The sequence below is a fragment of the Synechococcus sp. R3-13 genome (assembly GCF_047462195.1).
In the GTDB taxonomy this organism is placed as follows: Bacteria; Cyanobacteriota; Cyanobacteriia; order Thermostichales; family Thermostichaceae; genus Thermostichus.
Map to the genome: position 1 here is coordinate 12,093 of NZ_JANSIO010000279.1, position 15,807 is coordinate 27,899.

16 protein-coding genes are annotated in these 15,807 nt (G+C 58.8%); 8 read left to right on the forward strand and 8 right to left on the reverse strand.

Features of this window, described 5'->3' with window-relative positions:
* Positions 1–180: 180 nt before the first annotated feature.
* Positions 181–828, reverse strand: a complete 648-nt coding sequence (gmk, locus tag NW856_RS08815; protein WP_414399860.1) for a guanylate kinase — start codon at positions 826–828, stop codon at positions 181–183.
* A gap of 99 nt (positions 829–927) precedes the next feature.
* Entirely contained in the window at positions 928–1,197 is a 270-nt protein-coding gene (remA, locus tag NW856_RS08820; protein ID WP_414382990.1) for an extracellular matrix/biofilm regulator RemA, read from the reverse strand.
* A 359-nt stretch (positions 1,198–1,556) separates the two neighbouring features.
* On the opposite strand from remA, the gene NW856_RS08825 reads away from it, so the two are divergent.
* The 3 genes from NW856_RS08825 to lipA all read left to right on the forward strand — a co-directional run bounded on the left by NW856_RS08825 (position 1,557) and on the right by lipA (position 4,186).
* Positions 1,557–2,570, forward strand: a complete 1,014-nt coding sequence (locus NW856_RS08825; RefSeq protein WP_414399861.1) for a phosphotransferase enzyme family protein — start codon at positions 1,557–1,559, stop codon at positions 2,568–2,570.
* Between the two features lie 46 nt (positions 2,571–2,616).
* Entirely contained in the window at positions 2,617–3,114 is a 498-nt protein-coding gene (locus NW856_RS08830; RefSeq protein ID WP_414399862.1) for a DUF4079 domain-containing protein, read from the forward strand.
* Positions 3,115–3,331: 217 nt separating this feature from the next.
* Complete coding sequence (gene lipA, locus NW856_RS08835) at positions 3,332–4,186, forward strand: lipoyl synthase (protein ID WP_414399863.1); 855 nt, start codon at positions 3,332–3,334, stop codon at positions 4,184–4,186.
* On the opposite strand, the gene NW856_RS08840 is transcribed toward lipA, so the two are convergent.
* On the reverse strand, positions 4,183–5,406 hold the full coding sequence (locus tag NW856_RS08840; protein WP_414399864.1) for an Era-like GTP-binding protein: 1,224 nt from the start codon (positions 5,404–5,406) through the stop codon (positions 4,183–4,185). The two genes, lipA and NW856_RS08840, sit on opposite strands and share 4 nt — an antisense overlap.
* A gap of 134 nt (positions 5,407–5,540) precedes the next feature.
* On the opposite strand from NW856_RS08840, the gene NW856_RS08845 reads away from it, so the two are divergent.
* From NW856_RS08845 to aroQ, 4 genes are all read left to right on the forward strand, one after another.
* Positions 5,541–5,690 (forward strand): hypothetical protein, encoded by a 150-nt coding sequence (locus tag NW856_RS08845; protein WP_011429585.1) that lies wholly within the window; start codon positions 5,541–5,543, stop codon positions 5,688–5,690.
* A 376-nt stretch (positions 5,691–6,066) separates the two neighbouring features.
* Positions 6,067–8,016, forward strand: coding sequence for an acetate--CoA ligase family protein (locus tag NW856_RS08850; protein ID WP_414399865.1), 1,950 nt, complete (start codon positions 6,067–6,069; stop codon positions 8,014–8,016).
* Between the two features lie 168 nt (positions 8,017–8,184).
* Positions 8,185–8,316 carry a hypothetical protein gene (locus tag NW856_RS08855; RefSeq protein WP_011434447.1) on the forward strand — a complete coding sequence of 44 codons (132 nt, stop codon included), beginning with the start codon at positions 8,185–8,187 and terminating at the stop codon, positions 8,314–8,316.
* Entirely contained in the window at positions 8,294–8,791 is a 498-nt protein-coding gene (gene aroQ, locus NW856_RS08860; RefSeq protein ID WP_414399866.1) for a type II 3-dehydroquinate dehydratase, read from the forward strand. The genes NW856_RS08855 and aroQ overlap by 23 nt, the downstream gene beginning before the upstream one ends.
* Positions 8,792–8,808: 17 nt before the next feature.
* Here the strand turns inward: aroQ and NW856_RS08865 are convergent, their stop codons facing one another.
* The 3 genes from NW856_RS08865 to NW856_RS08875 form a co-directional block, all read right to left on the reverse strand.
* Positions 8,809–9,819: an alpha/beta fold hydrolase gene (locus NW856_RS08865; RefSeq protein ID WP_011434449.1), complete on the reverse strand. Its 1,011-nt coding sequence runs from the start codon at positions 9,817–9,819 to the stop codon at positions 8,809–8,811.
* Complete coding sequence (locus tag NW856_RS08870; protein ID WP_414399867.1) at positions 9,816–10,742, reverse strand: fatty acid desaturase family protein; 927 nt, start codon at positions 10,740–10,742, stop codon at positions 9,816–9,818. Before NW856_RS08870 ends, NW856_RS08865 begins: the two co-directional genes overlap by 4 nt.
* Before the next feature lie 110 nt (positions 10,743–10,852).
* Positions 10,853–11,389: a thioredoxin domain-containing protein gene (locus NW856_RS08875; protein WP_414399868.1), complete on the reverse strand. Its 537-nt coding sequence runs from the start codon at positions 11,387–11,389 to the stop codon at positions 10,853–10,855.
* A gap of 191 nt (positions 11,390–11,580) precedes the next feature.
* On the opposite strand from NW856_RS08875, the gene pheT reads away from it, so the two are divergent.
* Positions 11,581–14,058 carry a phenylalanine--tRNA ligase subunit beta gene (pheT, locus tag NW856_RS08880; RefSeq protein ID WP_414399872.1) on the forward strand — a complete coding sequence of 826 codons (2,478 nt, stop codon included), beginning with the start codon at positions 11,581–11,583 and terminating at the stop codon, positions 14,056–14,058.
* Positions 14,059–14,354: 296 nt separating this feature from the next.
* Here the strand turns inward: pheT and NW856_RS08885 are convergent, their stop codons facing one another.
* Positions 14,355–15,083, reverse strand: coding sequence for an SDR family oxidoreductase (locus NW856_RS08885; protein WP_414399869.1), 729 nt, complete (start codon positions 15,081–15,083; stop codon positions 14,355–14,357).
* An 84-nt stretch (positions 15,084–15,167) separates the two neighbouring features.
* Positions 15,168–15,807: SLC13 family permease (locus NW856_RS08890; RefSeq protein WP_414399870.1), on the reverse strand; the 640-nt coding region annotated here is incomplete at its 5' end.

Sequence of the window (15,807 nt, forward strand, 5' to 3'; positions counted from 1 at the left end):
GGCAGCGGCGCTCATCGCGGCAGCGGGCCGTAGGCCTTAGGGCGGGGCTTCAGACCCAGTTTTTTGGTAAAGCCAAACTACCCTCCCCAGCAGCTTTTTTCTTAACCGAAAGTTAACCCTAGGCCCAATCTGGAGCCACTGCACCACCGACACCAGCGTTCCGGGAAGGGGCTGGAGAAGCTAGGGCTGCTGCTCCTTTGAAGAGGGAGAGGGGGGATAGAGCAGAGCTTCCAGCTCCTGCAGCGCTTGCTCCAGGTTGTCGTTGACAATCACGTAGTCAAATTCATCTTGGGCATCCAATTCCTTGCGGGCCTGCTCCAGGCGGCGCTCGATGCTGGCCTCTGAGTCTTGTCCGCGCTCGCGGATGCGACGTTCCAGCTCTTCCAGAGAAGGTGGACAAAGAAAGATGCGAATGGCATCTGGGTACTGCTGCCTCACCTGACGGGCCCCCGCCAGCTCAATTTCCAGCAGCACATCCTGACCCTGGTTAAGTTTTTGGAACACGATCTCGCGGGGAGTGCCGTAAAAGTTGCCCGCATACTGTGCCCATTCCAACAGCTCGTTGGCTTCAATCAAGTTGAGAAATTCCTCCCGACTGCGAAAGTAGTAGTTGACGCCTTCCTGTTCGCTGGGGCGGGGGGGGCGGGTGGTGACCGAAACCGAGAGATACAGCTCGGGGTGGCGCTGGCGCAACTGGTTGACCAGCGTACCCTTACCCACTCCGCTGGGCCCTGTCAAAACCACCAAGCGACCGCGCGGGGTAGGAGCCGGAAGGGATTCCTGCTGCTGCGTACACTCAGAGGGAACTGGGGTAGGAGAGGCTGGCATAGACAGAGACCGACGCAAGACGGCTGGGCAATTGACTTGTTTGGGTTGGTTTTAGGATATCTCACTCCTGGTTCCTCAGACGGCTCACAGCGATGGCTTTCACTCGGTTTCGTCTGGCAAACCGGGCTTGGCCGTCAGGAAGCGGTTGGCAACGGTTTCGGGTTGGATGGCGGAGAGGATGACGTGCCCGGAATCGGTGATGATGACAGCGCGGGTACGACGACCATAGGTGGCATCTATCAACTGGCCCCTCTCGCGGGCATCGCTGATGATGCGTTTGATGGGAGCTGACTCGGGACTGACAATGGCGACCACACGCCCAGCGGCGACGATGTTGCCAAAGCCAATGTTGATTAGGCGGGTATCCATGGGGTGATGAGGGAACCTAACGGTTGTCCGGCCAGCAACCTTCATTAAGGTAGCAAATGGGGCTCTTTCGCGGGTTTGCCACAACGACACCTGAGTTCTCGGCCAATGGGGCAGCGGGTTTCGGCGACAAATCCCGTTCGGGTGAGCCGCAAAAAGGCTGTGGTCCCATAAAAAGCTGCACCCTCCCAAACAACTTGCCCTGTTTATCGAGGACGGTAAAATCGTCAACATGAAGCCACTTCAATAGAACTTGAACTGTAAGCCTCAAAGGCCGCCGCTGTGGTAAGCAGTTTGAGGCAGCTCTGAAAACGAAAAGATCGACCCAGCACCCCAAGCTTGAATAGATTTCTTCCTTGCCTATGCTTGACCTGACTTGGCTGGATCCCCTTGTCCAGCACTTTCAACTGGGGGATCCAGAGCCACCCGAAGCCATCCGAGTGGGCCTCATTCACCAAACCTGGAAACTCAACACCTCTGAGGGATCCTTCATCGTCCAGCGCCTTCACCCCCGATTTGATCCTGCTGTCACCGAAGATGGTCAAGCCATCGGCCAATGGTTGAGACAACACGGCTTCCCCGTCCCCCGATTCCGCCGCGCTCGCGATGGATCCCTGCACTTGTCCTGGGCAGAAGGGCTGTGGCGGGTCATGGATTGTCTGCCGGGATCCTGTCACCCAACTCCTCCCAATTGGGGCTATCTGGAAGAGGCGGGGGCAGCCGTTGGACGCCTGCATCGACTCTTGGCCCAGATGGACTATCGTTTTCGCTTCCAGATCCCGCATTTTCACGATACGGCTCACCTTTGGCAACAGCTACGCCAGTATGAGCCGGCCCCAGAAGTGCAGGCAGAATGGCAGTTTTTAATCGAAACTGTGCCCAATCTTCTGCTGCCCTCGGGGATCCTAACTCAAATCATCCACGCCGATCTCAAGTTCAACAACTTTTTGTTCGATGAGCAGGGGCGATTTGTGGGCCTGGTGGATCTGGACACCTTCATGTATCACAACCTCTATGTTGAACTGGGGGATGCCCTGCGCTCCTGGGGTAAACGAGGAAATACCCTTCAGCCCGAGGCAATCCTGGCCGGGTTGCGGGGCTATGCCCAAACCGGGAACCTGCACGCCCTACAACCAGAACTCATCATTCAAGGGATCCAACTGATTACCCTGGAATTGGGGATGCGCTTTTTACAGGATTGGTTTGAAGACGCCTACTGGAATTGGGATCCCCAGCGCTACCCCAGCCGCAAAGCCCATAACCTGGCCCGCTGCCAACAGCAAATTTGCCTATATCAAGACCTCACCCAGAGGGTGCCTCAACTGTTGGAGTCCATGCGCGCCCTTTGGTCTCATGAGCGGCAAAAGAGAGATTAACTTATGTTAATTTAGGGGCATCTTCCTCTTTCTTCCCGCGGTCTCTATGAGCATTCAACTTCCCCGCTGGCTAGAGCTGGCCTTGCCCTTCTTTCATCCTGTGCTGATGATTTTGGCATTTGCGCTGGCCCTGTATGCCCTTTACCTGGGTCTGCAAGCGCGACGGGTACGCACTGCCTCAGCAGAAGAACGCAAGGAGCTGATCAAAGGGAAGTTTGGTCAGCGGCATTTCCTCGCCGGATCCCTGTTCTTGGCGTTGATGGTGTTCGGGGCGCTGGGCGGCATGGGGGTTACCTACCTGAACAATGGCAAGCTGTTTGTTGGGCCTCACCTGCTGGCTGGGTTGGGCATTGTGGCCTTGGTGGCCAGCTCTGCGGCTCTAGCACCGCTGATGAAAGACGGGCAAAAGGTCTGGGCGCGTAATGTGCATGTCCTATTAAACGTGGTGATCCTGGCGATCTTGGGTTGGCAGGCGGTGACCGGCTTTCAGATTGTGCAGCGCATCGTCGACCAAATGCTGACCACACCTCCCCAGGTGGCCTAGCCTCCCTGAAAACCCACTGAACAGGGCTGAGCGCTGTGAGGACTTTGATTCGCGGGTGCAAACCGAGAAGCTCACAGACTCAGTCCTGCCCTTTTCTAAATTTTTCTAAATTCGGGGCTTCGTCATGTCAGAATGGCAAAGCAGGCGCTGCATCCTTCGACTGTAGAAGGGCGCTATCTTGCTGCTGCTACCCAGCTTCAACGCAATGGTTCTTCCCATGTCGGTTAGCCCTCTTCCCAATTGGGTCAAGCGTTCCATCGGCAAAGCCAGCGAGACTTCAGCGGTGCAGCAGGTGATCAAGCAGCGGGGCCTGCACACCATTTGCGAAGAGGGGCGCTGCCCAAACCGAGCCGAGTGCTACAGCCAAAAAACCGCTACATTTCTGTTGATGGGAGGGATCTGCACCCGCGCCTGCTCTTTTTGCCAGGTGGCCAGTGGACGGCCCGCACCATTGGATCCCGCAGAACCGGAGAAAGTGGCTGAGGCGGTTGAGCTGCTTGGGCTCCGCTATGTGGTGCTGACCTCGGTGGCCCGCGACGATCTGCCCGACCAGGGATCCGGTCGCTTTGTGGAGGTCATGGAGGCAATTCGGCGGCGCTGCCCCGGCACCCAGATCGAGGTGCTTACCCCCGACTTTCGCGGCGATCGCGAATGCATTGCCCGTGTGGTGGCCGCTCAGCCTGTCTGCTACAACCACAACATCGAAACGGTGCGACGGCTCTCCCAGGCAGTACGGCGCAGCTCCGGCTATGACCTGTCCTTGCGGGTTTTGCGAACGGTCAAGGAGCTGAATCCCGGATTACCCACCAAGTCTGGACTGATGTTGGGGCATGGGGAAACCCGCACAGAAGTGCTGGAAACCTTCCGGGATCTGCTGGCGGTGGGATGCGATCGTCTGACTCTGGGGCAATACCTACAACCTTCCTTGGCCCATCGCCCTGTGGAACGCTACTGGACTCCGGAAGAGTTTGCCGAGCTGGGCCAGATAGCCCGCCAGATGGGGTTTCGCCAGGTGCGCTCAGGGCCATTGGTGCGCAGCTCCTACCACGCTGCCGAAATGGTTGAGAACTAGGCCAGGGAGCTTGGCAGAGAGGCTGTGCAGTCTGTCATAGCCAACCTTTCCCGTCCGATCAAGGCACGAAGGCCCGCTTCCAGGCCGAACGCTCGGGCTGCAAACCGGCTGAGCACCTGTGGCGCCAGGGATCCCAGGCGATACAGGCTGACCCCCGCCACCAGACCCGGCAAAAGGCCGTTGCCCCAGTCTCCCCACAGCCAGGAACTCACCCCTTCCGCCAGCAGCAGCAGAGCCCCATTGAGCAGCAGCGGTCGCCACAGCCCCTTCCACAAGACCCTCCGGGGCAGGTGCAGCCGGATCTCCAAGCCCAGCAGCCAAAGACCATCCAGCAGCGGGGCCAACAGCAAATCCAACCCCAGCGGAGCTAAGCCCACCCCCATCCCCTTGCCAAGGGCGAAAATCCTGCCCCATTGCTCCACAAAGGGGGCATGGTGCTGCCACTGTTTTTCCAAAATCTGGGCCTGAACCCGGTCCAGCCGCTTCAACACATTCAAAGCCAGGAGGGATCCCGCCTCGGTTTGCAAAATCTGCAGAATTCGCCCCCGCAAGGCTTCAATTTGGGGTGCAGGCCGTTCCCATTCCAAAGTAATGCGGCCATCCGGCCAGTGGGTGCGGACTTTCAGAGGTTTTGGGCAAGCGGCCACGGTCAAAATCTCCTGCGGCGATACCCAGCCTAGGTGGCGGCTGATCTGGGCACAAATGGCCTGCAACTCCGCTTCGGAGTAGAGATCGCATTTGTTCAACACCAGCAGGATGGGTTTGTGCAGGGTGCGCAGCTCCGAGAGAGCTTGGTATTCCAACTGGGTCAGGTCGGTGGCGATGACAAACAAGATCAAATCTGCCGAGCGGGCCACGTCCCAGGCCAACTGTTCGCGGGCTTCTCCTTCCACTTCGTTCAAACCCGGAGTATCCACCAGCCTCACCCGCCAAGGGATCCCCGGCCCCGGCTGCCACAGCAGGGATTGGGGCTGCTGAGTGACCCCATTGAGGGGGCCTACCTTCAACCGCTCCTCGCCGGTTAAGGCGTTCAGGACGGCTGACTTGCCGCGGTTGACCAGCCCAAACACCGCAATGGAAAACAGCCGCGCGGTGAGGCGCTTGCGCAAAGTGGATAGAGCCCTGAACTCCGGTTGTAAATCCCGACGGCTGGCCAGAGATTGCCAATGATCCCAGCACCTTTGCAAAACGGTTTCGGCTTGGGTCAAGGGAGTGGTCATAGACAGGGGCAATGGACTAACCCTCACTCTAGAGGGAATTGCCCCTCAGGGCTAGCCGTTTCTCCCCCCCAGCGTGGGGAATCCAAACCCCACAAAATAGGGCATGATCACCCTAGGGTTCCGCCGAATCTCCTATGCTGTACCGCCTTCCCCAATCTCTGAAATGGCTTCGTGTGGGTGGATCCCATCGTTCTAAGCAAGAGCGCCAGATCGTGCGCAGCCTGCTGGCCTTTGCTGGGGCGCTGCTGGTTATGGATGTTGTGCTTCTGAGCGCCCTTCGCTAGTCCAACTTGGCAAGCCCATCGTTAGGTGATTCCGAACAAGTCTAAGTCTGAGGCATTCCTCTAGCACCGCTACAGGCAAGCACTCCCAGCCCCTTGCCCATTATGAGGAGAGGGGATCCCAGAATTGGCAAACAGTTGCACTGCAACTCGAAATAACCCCAACCCGATCAGAGGGTGGGAAGGGTTTTCCAAGTTACCAAGTTGCCTGTCAGGCAACTGTTAATTGACCAGCAAAAGGCTAGCTGGGATCCCTTGTGCTGCGAGGGCAAGCCGCCGGGGATGGGGGCCGGATCGGGAATAATGGAAGCGGCCCCAGCCGGGAGAGCTGGGTTTTCTCCGAGCTGAGGTCGTTGTTTCCCTTCTCTTGAGGCCGGCTATGGTTTTGCAGGAGGCGGCGGGCGTGCCCCGCATCAACGCGCGCGAGTCGGATGTTTTCGACATTTTCAACCTGAAGCATTATCTCGGCCCTAACCCCTATCTCAATACAGCCGCTTTCACCTTCGACTTTGCCCTTACCCAGTGCCCACAGCCGCTGCCCATTGATGTCTACCTGTCCAAGGTCTGCTTCCATTTCCCCCAGTTGCAGGAGGGATCTTATCCTTCCTACGCCCACTTGTTTGCCCGGCTGGTGACGGAGGTGAACCGGTTGCAGATGGATCTCCACTTGCAGAAGTGGAGCTGTCACCTGTTTCCAGAGTATGTGCGCATCGCGGTGCAGACCTTGCATGGCCGTACCACTCGTGCCGCGGTTTATTTTGCTTGGGATTGGCTGGAAGCCATCGCCCAGGGGGAGCCCTTCGACGTTGAAGGGGAGATGCGCCGCCTGCAGCAATTGTTTCGCAACTCGGTGTACGGCGGGCCGACGGTCTATGCCCTCCTGCGGGCTGCTCACGAACGCGGGATCCCTACCTACTACCTATGGGATGAAGGGGTGATGCAGTATGGCTATGGTCGCAACCAGGTGCGAGGGGTGGCCACCACCTTTCACTGCGACAGCCATCTCGACTCTGACTTCACCACCCGCAAAGACGATTGCAAAGCCTTTCTGGCGGCGCAAGGGTTCCCCGTGCCCCAGGGAGAGGTGGTCGCCTCTTTGGCAGAAGCTTTGCAGCAAGCGCAAGAAATCGGCTATCCGGTGGTGCTCAAGCCGGTGGCCGGCCACAAGGGGATAGGGGTAACAGCAGGCATTCAAACCCCGGAAGAACTGGCCTTTGCCTACGAGGTAGCCGTGGCAGCCCTTCCCCCTGAGGAGCCCATCCGGCTGATCCTGGAAAAGCATCTGCAGGGCACCGATTTTCGCCTGTTGTGTGTGGGAGGCCGCTTTGTGGCGGCCACGGAGCGACGCCCCGCCTCAGTGACGGGAGATGGCCAAAGCACCATCGGGCAGCTCATCGAGCAGGCCAACCGGGATCCCGCCCGTTGGGATACCCCCACTTCTCCCCTAGGGCCGATCCAATGGGATGAGACAATGGAGCGCTTTCTGGCAGAGCAAGGCTTGACAGTGGACAGTGTGCTGGAACCGGGGCGGACGGTCTATCTGCGCAAGGTATCCAATCTCTCGGCGGGAGGAGTGAGCCGCGATGTCACGGCCACCGTCCATCCCGACAACGTGGTTTTGGCCCAAACCATTGCCCAGCAGTTCTCGCTGGTGTGCTTGGGCATCGATGTCATTGCCCCCAGCCTGGAGCGCTCCTGGAAGGAGGGATCCCTGGGGATCATCGAGATCAATGCTGCGCCAGGTGTGCTCATGCACCAAAAACCTGCCATTGGCGCGGGAGTGGATGTGCCGGGGGCAATCCTCGACCATCTGTTTCCCAAGACGGCCCGCATCCCGATTTTGACCTTCAACCGCCTCACCTTGGCGGAGGCGCACACCTTGGTGGAGCATATTTTGTCCCACCGCCCCAACGCATGTGTGGGATCCGTCTGTCGGGAGGGCGTGCTGCTAAACCACAGCTCTAGACCCCTGCAGGGCAGCCTCTTTCGCCAGGTGAAAACCCTGCTGCGCCATCCCCAACTGGATCTGCTTTTGGCGGAAGCCGACGCAGAGACCCTGGAGCGGGAGGGCTTGGCCTACGAAGGCAGCGATCTGGTGGTGCTGCGGGATCCCTCCGATCAAGAGCTGCAAACCCTGAAACGGGATCTCAACCCCGGCGGCGCCCTCTTCCTGCAGCGGGGATCCACCCTAACTTTGACGGTGGCGGGCCAGGCGGAGCGATTTGAATTGCCGGGGACAGACCTTCAGATGGGGATCCTGCTGCGCTCCATGACCCTGCGGATCATCTGCAGAACCATTAGCCAGATGCTGAAGAACTGGTCTGGCTGAGGGGTTTTGGATTTTCTTCAGATTCTTGTAAAAGGGTAGGCAAAACAAGGGATCCCTGCTGGGGAAAAAGGCCGGCCAGCCAGTCAGCTCTACACCCCTCGGAAAGAAGCGCTATCATAGAAGTCCGTCGAATAAACTCCCTTCGTAAAACCTCGCGAGGCAGATCGGATGGATTGGGTAGAAAAGGTGCTGGAAAAGATCCGGGAATGGGTGGAACGTGTGATCGACACCCTGCTGGGGAACCCCCAGCCTCAACCTGCTCCCATTCCGGTAGAAGATGGATCCCATCGTCGTCGTTAATCCGACTGCCATTGCCCCCGGCGGCGAGCCTCTCAGCCTCTTGGTACTGCATGGCCCCAACCTCAACCTGCTGGGGGTGCGAGAGGTGGGCATCTACGGCTCAGTATCCCTAGAGCAGATCGATCAGGCTCTGCATCAGCAGGCAGAAATGCTAGGGGCGAAGCTGGAGATTCTCCAGTCCAACCATGAGGGGGTGCTCATCGATGCCATTCACCGCGCCCGCCAGCAGCATGTCGGCATTCTGATCAACCCCGGCGCCTATACCCACACCAGCATTGCTCTCCGAGATGCCATTGCAGCCGTAGGATTGCCCACTGTGGAAGTCCACCTGAGCAACATCCATCGCCGCGAGCCCTTCCGCCAGCACTCTTACATTGCTGCCGTAGCGGTTGGGCAAATCAGCGGCTTCGGGGCACAAAGCTACCTGTTGGGACTACAGGCTCTGGTGCAACACCTGCGCCTGCAATCTGTGTAGGACCTGTGTAGGTGCCCTCAGCTCTCCAGGAACTCCTGCACGGCTGTGCGAATAAAAGCTTCATCCTCGGGGTTTTGATGAGGATTACCGGCCCGGTGCCCCCAAATGGAGGGGATGATCTTGTAAACCGCGTTCGGGATCCATTCTGCCTCAGCCCGACAATCTTCTGGGGTGAAATACAAATCCGTCTGGGCGGGCATCACCAATGTTTGGGCCTGAATTGCCCTCAAAGCAGCCCGATAATCTCCCCGGTGAATGGGGTTGTCGCTGATATCGCAGCGGATCCAAGTTTCGATCATCGATAGCAAATTCTGCGGATCCCGGCGGCGGTAATTGGCCTCCCAGCCTCGCTCTAGATAATCTTCGAGAGAGGCATACCCCAAGGATTCATAGCATTTTTGGTTGAAAAAAGGTTGGGAAACAGCCCAACTGGCGTAGATGTGGGCAAAAGCTCGCAGACCCCGCTCTGGGACACCCGTAAATCGACGACCGTTCCAGGCGGGATCGGCAGTTAGGGCTGAGCGCAAACTCTCCAGAAAAACCCGATTGTGAACTGTGGTCTTGGCGGTGCCACAGAGGGCTACGATTCGTTCCACCCGCTCAGGAAACAGGGATCCCCAGTGATAGGCTTGCTGAGCCCCCATCGACCAGCCGTAGATCAGGCGGATGCGTTCGATCCCAAAGTGTTGGCGAATCAGGCTCTCCTGCAGGCGCACATTGTCCCAGTGGCTAAACCAGAAGCCATCTTCCCGCAAGCCACAGGCTGGATCGTTGCTGGGGGAAGTGGAAAGGCCATTGCCCAGCATATTGGGAATGAGGATAAACCACCGCTGCGGGTTGAGGATGCCGTCGGGACGGATCAGCCACTCCAGGTCGGGATGCTGAGCCCCATAGGAGGTGGGGTAGAGGATCAGGTTGTCTTTTCGGGGGGAAAGAGTCCCGTAGGTGGCGTAGGCGAGCGTGATTTGGGGCAGTTGGATCCCGCACTGTAGCTGAAAATCGTTCAGGCTCCAGGTGTAGTGAGTCATGCCTGAAATTGTTCAATCACCTGACGATGAACCCGCACATACCCCTGCCCTAGATGAGCCAGATGGGGCTTGAGGTATTGATGGGCATCGGCCAAAGCATGAAATGGAATGGAGGGGTAAAGGTGATGCTCAGCATGGTAAGGCATATTCCACATCAAAAAGCGGATTGGCCAAAGGGTAAGGGTGGTACGGGTATTGGAGAAGGGATCCTCGGTTTGGCTACAGCCTGTGTGCTCTGCCAGCAAAATGAAGCGCAAGATCGGCTGCCCTACCGCCAAAGGCAACAGCCACAGCCACACTATCCAGGGATCCCCCAGCAGAAGGGAGAGCAAGCTCCCAAGGCCGTAGACCCCTAGCTGCAACCGCACCGAACGAATGACCTCTTGGCGGGCCGATTCAGGAATGTAGGGATAGCCTTGCAACTGGCCGCTGGCTATGCGGATGTAGGTCTTCACCTTGCCGATCCACCAAGTCAAGCCGCTCAGCTCGAGCAAATACTCCGGCCAGCTCTGGGGTTTGGGATCCTCCAGCTCCGGATCCTTGCCCGGAATCTGGGTATAGCGGTGGTGCCATTTGTGGTATCGGCGATAAAAAGTGCTGTTGTAAAATGAGAGCAAGCCCGCCACCCAGGCTACCCCGTCATTCAGTTTTGGGCTGGCAAAAGCGGTGCGGTGTACACATTCGTGCAAAGCAGCAAACATCGTCGCCAAACTGGCCCCGTAAACCACCAGCGCCGGCAGGGCAATCCAGCCATTGACACCTTTCTGGGTCACCCACAGGCTGCCACTCACCGCCATCACCGCCAAATGTCCCAAAAGCTGCCGGAGCCCGGCTGAATTGGAGCGGACATTCAGTTGTCTGAGGCGCTCGCTCGGGATCAACCGTTGCGGATCCGGCAAAATCGGTGTTGTCTCGACAGCCATGGCCTGTTCTTGTGAGCTACGAGAATGGATAGAAGTTATCCAATATCAGATCAAACCGAGGCCAGACCTTTCCGCCTGTGTCCAAGACAACAAAACCCTGGACCAAACTCCTAACCATGACTGCGGGGATCCGGCTGACTGGGGAGGGCGCGCCTGCCCCGCTCCAGCTCAGACACCGGCCCGATGTTGGTCAACTGCAGGGGCTGTCCGGTTGCTAGAGCCAACACATTGGCTCGCAGAATCGACGGCGGCTGTTCGCCAATCGCCGATCCCAGCACTTCTCCCTGCCGATCCAAAAACAGAAAATGAGGGATGCCGTTCACCCGGTAGCGGCTCAGCTCCGGCAGCCACTTGGGATTATCCACATTGAGCATGACAAAGTTGACTTGATCGGCAAATTCCTTTTTGAGATTGGCCAGGAGGGGCGCCATCGCTCGGCAGGTGCTGCACCAATCGGCATAAAACTCCACCAAAGAAGGCTTGCCATTGGCCTGAGCTTGCTCCCAAGGTATGGCTTCTTGGGCTAGAGCCTCTATGTTGCTGCCCGCCTGACGACCCTGGCTGGCCAAAAACAAACCCACCGCTAAGAGCACAGCTGCCGCGGCAACCAGCCCGTTGCGCAACCGTTTTGCCCAGTCTTCCTTCATCTTTCCTCACCTTGCTAGGCGCTGGATCTGACCTCAGCCCTCGCCTTCACTGTTTTAGCATCCCACCCTGTCCCACCGGTTCCGGCCAGAACCGGGTCTATGCCATCCCACGATCTTGGGCCGGGATCCCGGCTGGAGAAGAGGGCCAGGTGAGCGATAATGGGTGCGGCGTTTGCACCGATGGCTCAGCGATGCGCATCTCCTTGAAGTGGCTGCGAGAACTGGTGGATTTCCAACTTTCACCCGAAGAACTGGGAGAGGCCCTCACCCTGGCGGGGTTTGAAGTGGAAGAGATCGAAGACCGCCGCACCTGGGCAGAGGGGGTGGTTTTGGGCAGGATCCTGGCTGCCGAGCCTCATCCCAACGCCGACAAGCTGCAGGTTTGCCAGGTGGATTTGGGATCCAATCGGCCTGCCACCATTGTCTGTGGAGCTGCCAACGCCCGCCCTGGGATCCTGGTAGCAGTGGCCACGCCCGGCACCCATTTGCCCGCCCTCTCCCTCACCATTGCCAAAGCCGACAAGCGGGGGGTGATCTCGGAGGGCATGATCTGCTCTCTGGCCGAGCTGGGGCTGGAGAAATCTTCCGAAGGGATCCACGAATTCCCGCCCGACTTGGATCTGGAGGTTCATCCGCTTGGCTCTGATGTGCGTCCTCTTTTGGGCTTGGACGATGTGGTGCTGGATCTCACTTCCACCGCCAACCGGGCCGATGCCCTGAGCATGGTGGGGATCGCCCGCGAAGTGGCTGCCCTCACCCGCAACCCGCTGCGCCTGCCCCCCGTCCAGCCTCTTCAGGCCAAGCCCATCCCCAACTTTCAGTTGCGCATTGCCGACGCCAAAGCCTGCCCCGCCTACAGTGGCGTGTTGATCGAAGGGGTGAAAGTCGGCCCTTCCCCCGACTGGCTAAAACACCGACTGGCCGCTGCCGGCATGCGATCCATCAACAACGTAGTGGATGTTACCAACCTGATCCTGCTGGAATGGGGCCAGCCTTTGCACGCCTTCGACTGGGATCGCCTGCTCCAGGTCATGGGCAAGAAAAAACCCACCATCGAGGTGCGCTTGGCCCAGCCGGGAGAAACCTTAAAGACCTTGGACGGCCAAACCCGCACCTTGCAAGCCGACAGTCATCTCATTGTGGCCGGCAGCCAACCGGTAGCTCTGGCCGGGGTCATGGGAGGGGAAGAAACCGAAGTCAGCTCGACCACCACTCGCATTTTCTTGGAAGCAGCCCTATTCGATCCAGCGGTGACGCGGCGCTCGGCCCGGTCTCAATCGCTACGTACCGAGGCTTCCACCCGCTATGAGCGAGGGGTTAACTTTGCCACCCTCGATCAGGCCCGGGATCGGGCGGTGCAGTTGATCCTGGAACTGGCAGGGGGAGCAGTGGCCGGCCTCACCACCTTTGACCAGCAGCCCCCCCTGGAACGCACCCTGAAATTGCGGCTGTCGCGGCTGATCGATGTGTTGGGGGACGAGGTGCAGGCGGCGGATGTGGAGGAGATCCTATCTGCCTTGGGCTTTCAGCTCTCCCGTTGCGAAGGGGCCAATTCCCAGAGTGCCCTCTCCCCCGCTACCGAGACGGCAACCGTGGCCAGCTGCGTTTGGCAGGTCGTCGTTCCCCCCTATCGCCTGCGGGACATTGAGCGGGAGATCGACCTCATCGAGGAGTTTGCCCGTCTCTACGGCTATGACCGCTTCTCAGAAACCCTACCCACCGAGCCGCAGGTGGGATCCCTTTCGGCGCGGGAAACATTCACCCGCCAGATCCGAGAAGTGCTGCGCGGCATTGGCCTGACGGAGGTATATCACATCTCCCTCTGCCCGGCGGAGGAGAATGGATCCCTGGTGAGGATCGCCAATCCACTTTCGCCTGAATATTCAGCCGTGCGCAATGCGCTACTTCCCGGCCTGGTGGAGGCCTTCCGCTTCAACTGGGATCAAGGCAACGGCCCGCTCCAAGCCTTTGAAATCGGTCGTGTTTTTGCCCATGCCCTTCCCCCCAACCCCCACCCTTACCGGGAAGCTGAGCATATCGGCGGTATCTTGGGCGGGGATCCCAATCCCCACGATTGGCAGCACCGCAACCGACCCATGGACTGGTTCGAGGCCAAGGGGCTGCTAGTCTCCGCTCTGGAGCGGCTGGGATTTGGCCCGGAGTTTCGTCTGGATCCCCCTGAAGAGCAATCGTCCCTGCTTCACCCCGGTCGCCAGGCCAGTTTGTGGATTGAGGGATCCCGCATCGGTTTGTTCGGGCAACTGCACCCCCGCCTCTGTCAGGAAAAGGGGCTGCCAGATCAGGTCTATGGGTTTGAGCTGCAGTTGGATCCCTTGCTGGAAAGCCTGGAGAGACGGGGCATTGTGCAATTTGTCCCCTTTTCGCCCTTTCCTGCTGCCGATCGGGATATCGCTTTCTTTGCGCCACTCGACCTTGCCGTTGGTGAGATCGAGAAGGTTATCCGTCGAGCGGGCGGAGAACTTCTCCAATCGGTGCAGCTTTTCGACGAGTACCGGGGTCAAGGCGTACCTGCAGGGCAGCGCAGCCTTGCCTTCCGCCTAGTGTACCGTGCTCCCGATCGCACCCTCACGGATGCGGAGGTAGAAGCTCTGCAAAACCAGGTGAGGGCGCAGTTGACAACACAATTTCCGGTTACCTTGCGCAGCTAGCCGACCACTTTACCCCAGCCGGCGGCGGGCTACCCTTCTCTGGCAGCATTTTCATCAGCAGTTTGGGCCGGCGTTGCTTGCTTCTGTGCCGGACGAATGGCTAGGACGGTTGGTGGGGGTGTCGGGAGATCTGATCCAACGTTGCCGCCAAGAAATGAGGATCCCTGCTGGCGCTTTGGGCTGCAGAGAGCAAGATTGAGACGGGGGGAGCCCAAGAGAGAAACTCGAGCGCTTGTTTCACCAAAAGACAAGCTGCTGCCGCCTCAACCCCAGCAAAAGGACGGCAAAACACTTGGTCAAAGGAATTGGTGGCTTTCCGGCTGCAACACTATCTCGCTCGGTACAGCACCAGCGGGCGCTGTAAGGGCAAAGCAGATGGCTTCCGCAGCCGTGGCAGGGCTGAGCATCTTGTCTCGTTGCACCTTCAGGCTGATGGGATCCCAGAAGGGTGAGTCGATGCCCCCGAAGTAAAACAGCGTAAATCTGACCCCAAAGCGCTTCAGCTCATCGGCCATGCACTTGCTAAACCCGACCACCCCAAACTTGGCCGCACAGTAAGCAGAGGCCATCGCCATGGGATAACGTCCAAGGACGCCGGGAAAATTGAGGATGTGGCCGGATTTTTGCTCCCGCATGGGGTTGGCAGCCAGTTGGCTGGTGTAGAAGCTGCCCTTCAGGTTGACCGCCAGCATTCGCTCCAGGTCTGCGGGGGTTAGCTGGGGAGCAGGCTTCAGGATCCCGGCCCCGGCCAGGTTAATCAGCACGTCAATGCGCCCATGCTTTTGCACCGTTTGGTTGACCAGTGCCTCTACCTGGGCATAGTCTGTCACATCGGTAGGGATCCCCACTCCAGAGGCAGCCCCCAGAGAGAGCGATTTCTCCACCAGAGTTCGCAGAGGCTCCTCTCGCCGAGCGGCCAACACCAGATGGGATCCGGCCTGAGCCAGCATGGGCACCAGGACGCTGCCGATACCCCCTGTTGCCCCCGTGATCAAAATAACTGCCTGCGATAGCGGAGAAGACACGTTACGTTTCTTAAACTCTTTTTCCCATCATACACAGGGATCCCAACAAGCCAGTCACAGCCCCACTGGATCCCTCGACAGAGGTCATCTGAGCGATGGGGAAGACAGAAAGGGCTGGCACAGCCACAACCCACTGAACCCCAAAGTCAGCAGAGTGAGGGGCAGGCCAAAGCGCAGATGTTCCCCAAACGAAAGCACGTAGCCTTTTTTGGCCGCTGCCTCGACTGTGATCAAATTGGCCACCGCCCCAAATAGAGTCAAATTGCCTGCCAAAGTGGAGCCGGCAGCCAGCAACAGCCAAGCGGTGGTCTCCTGTCGGGGCAGGAACGATTGCAGCAACAGCACCGCCGGCACATTGGAGATGAGGTTGGATAAAACGGCCACACTACTCAGCAGGGCAAGAGGGGATCCCGCCAGACTCTCTGCCAAGGATCCCAAGCTCATCCCCCAAGCAGTGACCAGCTCTCCCGTTGCCCGCGTTAGGATGAACAGCCCGGAAAACATCACCAGCAGATTCCAGTCCACCTGCTCCAAAAATCGCTCTGGCTTCAGCCTACGGGTAATCAACAACAGGGCCGCCGCCACCAAAGCCGATTCTGCCAAGGGAAGTCCGGCTACAAAGGCCACAAACAGCCCCCCCGTAATCACCACGCTCTTGCGCAACAGGGGCGGGTAGAGCCGCAGCGGCAGCCAAGGCACCCGAGCAAAGGGTTTCAACGAGCGC